The sequence below is a fragment of the Anoxybacillus ayderensis genome (genome assembly GCF_000833605.1).
Lineage (GTDB): Bacteria > Bacillota > Bacilli > Bacillales > Anoxybacillaceae > Anoxybacillus > Anoxybacillus ayderensis.
The window spans coordinates 1-8,090 of record NZ_JXTG01000038.1; the positions used below are offsets into that span (position 1 = coordinate 1).

Sequence of the window (8,090 nt, forward strand, 5' to 3'; positions counted from 1 at the left end):
GGCATGCTATCTACTACCGCATAGGCATGGTGTTGACCACGTTTCGCTAGTTCATGACGAATCCACTTGATCGCAAGGCGCAGCGCTCGGCAACGGCGATTGTATCGAGAACGTTCGAGAAAATGTCTATCAGTGAACAGGTTCCCAGTAACAAAGCGATGCCATGCACGCTCGGAAGAGAAGCCAAGCAACTTTCCTAAAAGATGAATGGCAATGATCACCGCGTCTTCTTGTTTCGCCAAATGACGATTGCGACGTTGAAGATAGAATTGAATTTGTGACAGCTGGGCAGAAACAAAGAAGAAAATGGCTGCATATTGTTTTTGAATCTTTGCTTGATCTGTAGTAAAATGAAAGTGCTCTTGCATAGGGATTCTCCTTTCGAATGTTGGATCGCACTTTCATTCTACAGGAGATCCACAAGCAAGGGCTATTTTTATGCTTACTCGATTTTATCTAGCACCACGGGTTCCTACTGAATGTGTATCAACAATGGAAAGAAGCCAGATAACAAACGGATGTTCGAACGTAAAAGTCAACCATCACTCCCTGTACTTTTTTGGCTCTTTTTTGGTTTATATCACTATGAAAAGAAATTTATCTCATTTTTAAACATGAAAATAGTGTAGGAAATCATCACAAAAAGGTATTTATAGATTATTCATCCATATAACTAACACCAAAATCGAAGTTGATTTCCATCCATTACGGATTCAGGTTTTATTCGTAATTAAAAATACTGTAGTTTCGTGAAAAAATGGCTGAGTGTCGTGCGATGGTTCGGATGAAAGCTCTCGTGATGAAGATCGGTCACCGTTCCCGAAAAGCCTTTCGTGATCATCGCATCGACGATATGAACAAGGTGCTTTATGACAGGTTTTGAAAAATAAAGCGCCAACCCCAACATCGTGAAAAACTTGTGGATTTCGTGGTGATGTGCTAATCTATTCATGAGACATGAACCTCCTTGTGAATGGTTTGGTAGCACATCTATTCTAACCAAGGAATCGGGTTCATGTCTCCTTTTTTGTTTGGTTGTAAATTTATGTTAGCGAATTTGCTCATCTACAGTAATTAATAAACAAAAAAAAATAATAATTGAATTGGATGAGAGATATTTTGATAAAAAGAGCCTAATGGATGCAGTAGTGAAACAATTAACAAATAAAGGGAAAATTTGTGAAGTCGTTGGTGTGGACTTATTATTAATTGATGGGAAAAAGTATTATTTATCAGAAAGAAACGTTGTTGCTAAATATTGTCCTCCTGTGCAACAAGCTGTTTTGATAGAAATAGATTAAGGGAACCCTTGGTGTTATATGCATACACTTTAAAATGATGATTTCCAATATGGATTTGTCGGACAAGAACGCATTCGATCAAATGCTTCTTAATGATATTGATTTGGAAAATCGACTTTACTCTGTTTAAAAGTATTCACTCAGCCCAATATCAGCGAGATTTTCAGAATCCAGCACCACTAGGGCATTTTCGGTATCGAAAATGAATGGAGAATCGTTTGGAGAGACTCCCCACTCAGAAGTCTTTGTAACGATTCCCACACCGGCTTTCCGTGTTTTTGTAGGGTGGAAATGACACTACGAATGGCACAGAAAGCCTCGGAATCGTCTTCCTGATGAAACGATCACGGCTGGACACCTCGAACACTTCAGAAACAAGAACGGAAAATTCGGGGCGTGACAGGCACCACACCAGGTGTCCAACCGTGATTATTTTTGATTTTCAGACGTTTCATGTCATTTCTGCTCGTGTTATATGCGGGTATTTAGGAGCAATATAACCATGGAAAAAGACGTTCATACAGAAGTCCTTACTTTAAAGTGCATGTATATTAGTTGCTATCGTGTTACGCTTGTTAATCAATATCCATATCCTCTATGTCTTCTTTTAGAATGTTCTCTATTTGTGAAGCAATAATTGGTTCGTTTAATTCAATAGAAAGTTTATAGGCATCTTCTAAAAGAGAGAATAGAGAATTTTCTAGTTTTCGCTTTAATTCTATTGCCCAGTCATCATAAAAGTCTTCTAAAATATTGTTTGTCCAGTTACTTAATATGTCTACAGCTATCGACAAGCGTTCATGCACATTTTTGGTCATTTGGTATTGGTACAGTTTTTGTTGTAGTGCTATTACATCACATTGATAGTTTTCTGAAATTCGTACAAATTGCGGTGTGATTTCAAGAATAAAGGAATAATCCCTAAGTATTTTCCTTAAATGGCATAAAGAAACGCGCAACTGGTTTTGTGCTTTCGATAGCGGAACGTCTGGCCAAAATACTTCAATCAATTTTTCTCTTGACACTTTTTCGAACATGGCTAAATAGCTCATGATTTCCTTTGCTTTTCTACGATTCCATTGCCCTTCGATTTTTTGAAAGTTGTACATTATATTAAATTGGTGCAAGAAATCGATGGTTAAGGGAAGATTAGACGAGCTTTCATCAGAACAAAGATGGTTATCCAGTTCTTCTAAATATGGCAGACAAGAGCGCTCTTTTGATCGATTGAAAAATGTCTGTTTTTTTGAGAAAAAAATTCTTAAATGTTCGCTCACAAGCTTCGGTTGATCAACAAATATAACATTAGAAGCTTCGTGTATAATATACATTTTGCATTGTGGAAAATAATTAGCATTAATTGTAATCAAGGAAGGAGGGTAGTTTATATCGAATTCTCCAATTAACACTAATGTTGGGATAGTAATCCTCCCTAGTTTTTTTAATGATAAGGATTGTTCGATAAACTTTAACCAGTCAATATACCTTGCTAGATTAGAACGTGAATAAGCCTCTTTAATTAGTTGGCACTTTCTATTTGTTCGATCGTAAAGAATCTGTGGAATCATAAAGTCTACAAAGTTGTCGAAATGGGAAAAAAGCATTTTTTTGCGAAATTCAATCCCTTTTTGCGCGACATTTTTTGGATAGTAACAAGGTGTTGATAAAAGAGAAAAAGAACTTGCCTTCTCTCCAAAGGTACCAAATAATTCAACACCAAAAAGACCACCTAAGCCATGACCGACGTAATGATAGTGTTTAATTTTCAAAAAATTTAATAATTCTTTAAAATCTTTGTACAATATATCCCAACTTATTTCGCTAGATGTACTTCTCGTCCGACCATGGTCGCGAAAATCAAATGTTAACAGGTGAAAGTCTTGCAAATAAGGAATAATCAGTTTCCAAGTAGTTGAATCTAATCCTAATCCATGTCCAAAGATGATAGTTTCCGCATTCGGATTGTTAGAAGGTATATATTCATAATAAATAGTTGCATCATTTACCTTGCAATAACCCATTTTACTCCCTCGATAACTTCAGAATATTCCTGTATATTATCTTAATATTTATAAAATGTAAATTCAATATGTCGTTTTATAAAGTTTGAGTCAAGAGTTTGTGGGAGATTTTTTCCCAACCGATTTTATTGGTTATATATGGTTGTAAGAACTTGTTTTATGTAAGCGCTTTTATACACTCTCATCCTGTAGGTATGTGCCTATTTCTGTGTTTTAAAAACCTTTCAACGCTTGTAATGCCTCATAAATCGGCGTTCCTGAAGACTGACGGAAATATGGGATGTTGTCTCGGATCACTTCTTTCACTCGAGGTGGGATGCGTTTCATTGCCTTCTTCACGATCGTTTCTCGCTTCGTTTCTTCTCGTTCTTCTACATGGCATATCACTCCACCGCGCGTACGAATCGGTAACGTATCTTTGATCGCTACCATGGCTCGCAACATCGCATCAATGCCTGCATCCCTCCAACTTCGACCGTTTTTGCTTCGCTTCGCAAACACATGCATCGTTCCTTCCGCACTGCCCATCGCTCTCATGTTCGTCGTCTCTATCCCTTTTTCCTGTAGCCATATGCGATAGTCACGCAAACATCCAGGCAGCTCTTCGATCCGACGAACAAACGCCTGCAATTGCCGTTCTTTTTCTTCGTCTCCCAGTGTGCCTACAGCACTCGTCAGCTCCCGAAGCAACCCTTCTTCATCTTGTGAAGCCAGTGCTTTCCGAATCGCCCGATATCTTGGATGATGACGAAACCATTGGCGAATGTCTCGTGCCACGTGGAATCGATCCAACTGAAAGCATCCCCTCTTACCAAAATAATCACGACAAGCCGTGATCCATGACGCGCCATCTCCATTGATGACGACCCAATCTTCTAGGGGGTCATATCCATATTGTTTGATTAAAAAGTTTTCTACGGCTTCCCAAATCGGTTCATTCGTTTGATGAACGTAGTAGCGTCGGTTCACCAAAGACACTCGTTTGCCGTTTTTCTCCCATCCTTGGTGAATCGTCACGATTTTCTCTTCTTTTCCTTTGATGCGGCTTCGTTGGCGTTTCACGTATAGTCCATCTGCTTCAATGAAAAACACCCGACCTTTTTTCTCCATCTCACGGTGTTCAACGGCTTCTGCCTCGACAACCAACTGGCGAATCGTCTCATGGCTCATGCACGCATATCCCACGAGTTTCTCTAGGGACTGGGCAGCTTGTCGATACGATGAGCCTGTCACCGCCAGATGAATCGCTGTTTCTTCTAACAGTGGACTGATTCCATGTGCCCCCTCAAACTGAAGAAAGGCATCCAACAAACAGATATACTCCTGCTTTTCTCGATCAAAGTAATAGTTCCGCTTGATTTTCACTTCTCCAAACATCGTCTGCATCCGTATCATCCGCTTATCTTTGAGCGCGTATCGTTTTTTATCTCGTTTTTCTGCCAACGTGTGATCGATCTCCTCCAACAGCTGTTGAAGCAGTTGACCGTATTCTTTTTGCATATGTCGAAACAAAGACTGCTCAATGTCTTTCAATGTGACTCCATCTGTGGTATAATCCTGCATGGGCTCCACTCCTTTCTTTGGTTGTTTTTTTCACACTTACTACCTTACAGGAGGAGAGCCCATTTTTCATCTATTTTGCTTACACATGTGACAGGTTCCTGATTTGTATAAATTAGGAACCTGTCTTCTTTCCTCCCACAAATATTTTACTCACACTTTTATAAAAGACCTGGTATTTGGTTTATTACAAATGGGTTTAATTTAAATGAAATTTGTAAATACGGTTGTAATGATATTGTAATGTTGGCGTATGTATAATCGTTGTAAAAGGGTAAGACGTATCTGGTTTTATATGTTTGAGAAGGAGGTGATTGAAGAAAGATAAGAAAAAGGATGATATAAAAGAGATGGAACAGTTGTAAAAAGTCCTGCGGTAATATGTCAAGGTGAAAAATCATCGAAATTGGAAATTCATTTGTCCGATGACCCGAAAAAAGGCAATACTGAAGAAGCCCAGTCTTGTAAGATGTCATTAAATAGGTTTTGATACAAAATCAGTTAGATTGATCCCCTTATCGATCTTCCCCCTTTCTTGGCGTGTAGATTTGACCGTTGCGTAGCAGCGCATCGATCACACGCACGAGTTTTCTAGCGGTAAGGACGAGGGCTCGTTTATGTTGATGCTTGGGTACTTCCTCATACTTCTTCCGGTAATAGGCGCGAAACGTCGCATCATGCCGTTGTACCGAGTTGGCAGCCTCGACTAGGTAGTAACGGAGATAGCGATTACCGGAACGAATGAGGGAAGTATCCTCGGCTTGGAAGCGCCCCGATTGGTGCTTGGACCAAGTCAGACCAGCATACTTCGCTAAGGCGGCTTGGTTGTCAAATCGCTCGATTTGTCCAATTTCGGCTAAGATCCCAGCGGCGTAGACTGGACCGATGTCAGGAATCGTTTGTAACGTATTTGGAATGCCTTCCAAATGGCGAGTAATCGCTTTGTCGAGCTCCTTGATTTGCGCTTGAAGGCTGCGAATGGATTGAATCGACAGCCCTAAAAGCAAGTCGGTGGAATCCTCGACACACTTGGAAAGCCGATAGGACGAACGAACTGCCTTTTGAATGGACTTGGCGATGCATTCCGGATCGGCAAAGCGCTTGCGTCCTTTTTGGCGCAAGAAGTCAGCGAACTGTTGCACGTCCATCTGAGAGATTTCATCTAAGCCAAACGACTCGAGAAGAAGCTCTAAGATGGCATGTCCGAAAACGGAGCTGTCCACCTCTTGGGTAAAGGAACTGCACTTGTAAAATAAGTGTTGAAGGAAGTACTGCTTTTCCCGAGTCAGCTGATGGACGAGATGATAGCGCATGCGCGTGAGCTGTTGAAGGGCGATAAACTGTTCTTGCATGACAGCTGTCACTTTCAAGCGACCAAAGCGAAGCCGATCAGTGATGATCCACGCATCGATACAGTCCGTTTTATCCAAGTCGGTGTAAGCTTCTTTAAATTTGCGAATGAGCTTTGGATTGATGGTAAACACCTTGACATTCCAAGACTTCAGTTCCTCCTGTTGATGGAAAAACATCGCCGGATGCCAGCTGTAGACCGAAGTGGCTTCCATCCCGATGAAAATTTCGGATGGTTGGCGCTTGTTTACCCACAGGAGGATTTGATCGCGAAGGAAGGTCGCGCCAAGGAGATGGTTGTTCACCTTGACTTGTGCGTAAGTATTTCCTTCTTGATCCATGATACGCGTGTATAAGTCCGTCGAGCTCACGTCAATGCCGACGTAGAGTTTCATGAGATCACCTCCAATCGTAGTAGGATCGTGGGGTTGGGACTCTTCGGGATGTCCTCGGACCGCGCCTGTTGACCAGTCACCCTCGCGTATGAGAACTCACCTTGGGCCATGGGCTTCCTGGAAGCTGCTCCTTCCAGCATGGAGAACCAACGTCGAGACTTGGGGTTAGACGTCCGAACAGGAGTCGGGTAGACAGACTTTTCAAGTAGTCAACGCTACAGGAGGAAGAAGAGTGTCCCCGATGATCCTCAAGATCATTATCTATGAACATCGCGAGAAGTCCAACCCCAACGTTTGTGAAATATGTTTGCGACCCACGGGGGGAGGGGCGCCCCTCCCCCGTGGGCAAGTCACCCAAGAATATGCGATTGTCAAGGAGTATATCGAACTGGAAATTCGATTTAAAAATCTTTCTAAACATACTATACGAGGAGGGTTCGTTTTTGTGAAGAGTAGACTGATTTTTATTTTTATTCTGATTACATGTCTTCTAGTTCCTATATCTAATATAAAAGCAATCAAGAATTGTAACTATTCACCCGAGTGCTAGTGTGTAAAGTAGCCCAGCACAAATAGGGCATTTCTGTCATAGAAAATGCCCTAGGTAGCGGAAAGAACACGATCTATCGTTTCGCCTGTCAACAGAAGACACAACGAGTCCCACACGTTTTTTTCGTGTTTCGTGAGTGTGGAAACGATGCTTCTTGCGATGCAAAACGACTGCGCGAACGTTTCCTGACGAAATGCACCCGAGATGTTCTCTTTGACTTTGACCATGCGAAGATCTCGTTCGGCTTGGTTGTTGTCAAAGGGAACGTGAGCTTCACGCAAAAAGCGCAACGCTTCTTCCTTCCGTTTTTGAAGTCGCCGAACGAAGGAGAGCGCTTTTTTCGGCAACGGTGTCATCCCTTCCAACCGATATTGCGCTTTCGCGAGTATGTGATCATACACGCGCTCCCAACGTTCCGCTTCTTCTTCTAGGAGAGAGCCACCATGTTGTTCGACCACTTGTTTGGCGGATAATAGAAACGTGGTCAACCGTTTTGCCCATGTATGCCCTTGTTCAATGAATCCTTTCAAGTCACGTAAATGATGGGCATGACAAAGGGCATGTGTGGCTTCGGTGTATCTCGGATACGTACCGAACGCATCATGCATCATCGTTCCTTTATATTGTGGAAGAATCCCGATCTCATCCGTCGCTTTCTTTCCACGAGAAGCGTGAGGAGCTAAGTATGTATATGCGGATGTACAGGCGACATGAACCCATGCCTGTTTGCCATCGATCCGCAAGCTCGTTTCATCGACATGCAAGATATCCGATTGAAGCAGTGCTTCTTCGATGATGTCCATGTTTGGCTCGAGTGCTTCGCGTCCCCGTTTGACCATGTTGACAAGCGTTCCTGTGCTGATCGGATGTTGATATAGCTCTTCCATCATGTCACGTAAACGTTGATAAGGGA

5 protein-coding genes and 2 pseudogenes are annotated in these 8,090 nt (G+C 42.0%); 1 reads left to right on the forward strand and 6 read right to left on the reverse strand.

The features are described 5' to 3' along the window. Together JV16_RS14560 and JV16_RS14565 are read right to left on the reverse strand one after the other, a co-directional pair. Positions 1 to 368: pseudogene (locus tag JV16_RS14560) on the reverse strand (IS982 family transposase); the annotation flags it as partial. 377 nt (positions 369 to 745) lie between these two features. Further along, a pseudogene (locus JV16_RS14565) lies at positions 746 to 952 on the reverse strand (IS701 family transposase); the annotation flags it as partial. A gap of 196 nt (positions 953 to 1,148) precedes the next feature. Between JV16_RS14565 and JV16_RS16070 the strand changes: the two are divergent. Then, positions 1,149 to 1,301, forward strand: a complete 153-nt coding sequence (locus JV16_RS16070; RefSeq protein ID WP_021096138.1) for a hypothetical protein — start codon at positions 1,149 to 1,151, stop codon at positions 1,299 to 1,301. A gap of 575 nt (positions 1,302 to 1,876) precedes the next feature. Here the strand turns inward: JV16_RS16070 and JV16_RS14575 are convergent. From JV16_RS14575 to tnpC, 4 genes are all read right to left on the reverse strand, one after another. Further along, on the reverse strand, positions 1,877 to 3,322 hold the full coding sequence (locus JV16_RS14575; protein WP_021096139.1) for an alpha/beta hydrolase: 1,446 nt from the start codon (positions 3,320 to 3,322) through the stop codon (positions 1,877 to 1,879). Between the two features lie 213 nt (positions 3,323 to 3,535). Further along, a complete protein-coding gene (locus JV16_RS14580) occupies positions 3,536 to 4,885 on the reverse strand; it encodes an ISLre2 family transposase (protein WP_021095086.1) in 1,350 nt (449 codons plus the stop codon). 512 nt (positions 4,886 to 5,397) lie between these two features. Then, positions 5,398 to 6,627 carry an IS110 family RNA-guided transposase gene (locus JV16_RS14585; protein WP_042536440.1) on the reverse strand — a complete coding sequence of 410 codons (1,230 nt, stop codon included), beginning with the start codon at positions 6,625 to 6,627 and terminating at the stop codon, positions 5,398 to 5,400. 600 nt (positions 6,628 to 7,227) lie between these two features. Next, positions 7,228 to 8,090: IS66 family transposase (gene tnpC, locus JV16_RS14595; RefSeq protein WP_042536442.1), on the reverse strand; the 863-nt coding region annotated here is incomplete at its 5' end.

Coding starts and splice junctions, on each gene's coding strand:
- JV16_RS14580 (WP_021095086.1), bottom strand. CDS start 4,885: ATGCAGGATTATACCACAGATGGAGTCACATTGAAAGACATTGAGCAG.
- JV16_RS14575 (WP_021096139.1), bottom strand. CDS start 3,322: ATGGGTTATTGCAAGGTAAATGATGCAACTATTTATTATGAATATATA.
- JV16_RS14585 (WP_042536440.1), bottom strand. CDS start 6,627: ATGAAACTCTACGTCGGCATTGACGTGAGCTCGACGGACTTATACACG.